The organism is Streptomyces celluloflavus (genome assembly GCA_000720995.1).
Classification (GTDB): Bacteria; Actinomycetota; Actinomycetes; order Streptomycetales; family Streptomycetaceae; genus Streptomyces; species Streptomyces celluloflavus.
Genome location: JOEL01000123.1, coordinates 1 through 1,308 on the forward strand (window position 1 = coordinate 1; position 1,308 = coordinate 1,308).

1 protein-coding gene is annotated in these 1,308 nt (G+C 70.6%); it reads right to left on the reverse strand.

Annotated features, from left to right (window positions below; translation table 11 throughout):
- Window positions 1-27 precede the first annotated feature (27 nt).
- Window positions 28-1,266 (reverse strand): IS4 family transposase, encoded by a 1,239-nt coding sequence (locus IH09_RS36125; protein ID WP_052861980.1) that lies wholly within the window; start codon window positions 1,264-1,266, stop codon window positions 28-30.
- Between the last annotated feature and the right edge of the window lie 42 nt (window positions 1,267-1,308).

The following is a 1,308-nucleotide window of genomic DNA, read 5'->3' on the forward strand; positions in this document are numbered from 1 at the left end:
CGGGGCGGCAGGGGCCGTTCGCGGATCTCACGCAGGGCCGTGGCCAGGGCCCTGGCCATCCGGGAGGGGGGAAAACGCCGCCTGGTCGGTGACGTGGCGGCGGACGATGCGCAGGGTGCGGGTGAAGGAGATCCGGTCGGGATCGTGGTCGGCTTGCCGTGCGGCCTGGTGCATCAGGTCTCGCAGGGCGTGGTGTACCAGGAGGAAGGCGAAGATCTCCTGCTCGACTCCGCGGGGGTGCTGGGAGCGCAGGACGAGGCGGGGCCCGCCCTGATGGGTCTTGATCTCGTCCAGCGTGCTTTCGATCTCCCATCGCTGCGCGTACAGCGCGGCCAGGGACGAGGCCGATGCTGCCTTCGGGTCCAGGACGGTGGTGATCAGCCGGTACACCGTGTCGCTGCCGTCGCGGCCGAGGGTGTATTCGATGACACGGACCCGGGCCGGGTCCGCACGACGGTTCTTGTCCCTCGCGGCGACGATCTCCGAGAGGTAGGAGCCGTCCTCCAGTAGAGCCCGGACGGGGAGCACGGCGTCGTTCTTGACCCGCCACAGCAGGTCGGCACCGGTTGCGGTGGCTGCCCGCCATAGGTCGAAGCCTCGAAAGCCCCGGTCGGCCAGCAGCAGTATCCCCGGCGCCAGAGAGCTGAACAGGCGCTGGGCCAGCTCGGTCTCGTGCACGGCCAAGGGTCCGGCCTCGGCCGCGAAGACGGCGTGAGTGCCGCACTCGACCAGCGCGGCCACCCTCGCCTGCGGATACGCGCTCTTCTCCTGTCCGCGGCTGACTCCCGGGCGGCCGAAGAAGGCGGCGTTGGCCTGGGTGTCCGGCACGTCGAAGGTGGTGCCATCCACCGCGACCAGCCGCCACCCCCGATACCAGGTACCGCTCGTCTCCCCGCTCGCCACCGGCCGGCACACCCGGGCGAACAGTGCCTTGAGCGGTTCCGGCCCCAGCCGCAGACGGGCCCGGCCGATCGCCGCGGTGGTCGGCACCCGCCAGGTCACCTTCCAGCGGCCCATCCGCTCCAGCCCGTGCGTCAGCAGCCGGGCGACCTCCTCATAGCCCTGCCCGGAGAACAGGCACATCGCGAGCACGAAATAGACCACCACCCGGGCCGGCAGCAGCCGGCGCCGCTGCTCGACCCGGCCGCACTCCGCGACGATCTCATCGACAAGCTCCGGCGGGAACGCACGGGTCAGCACCCCGATCGCGATCCGATCCGAAAGCCGCTCGTCCGCTGACGACTTCACCTGTCCGGGCCTTGGCACACCCCACCCAACGACCCCAAACCACCAAAGTCACCGGTATTG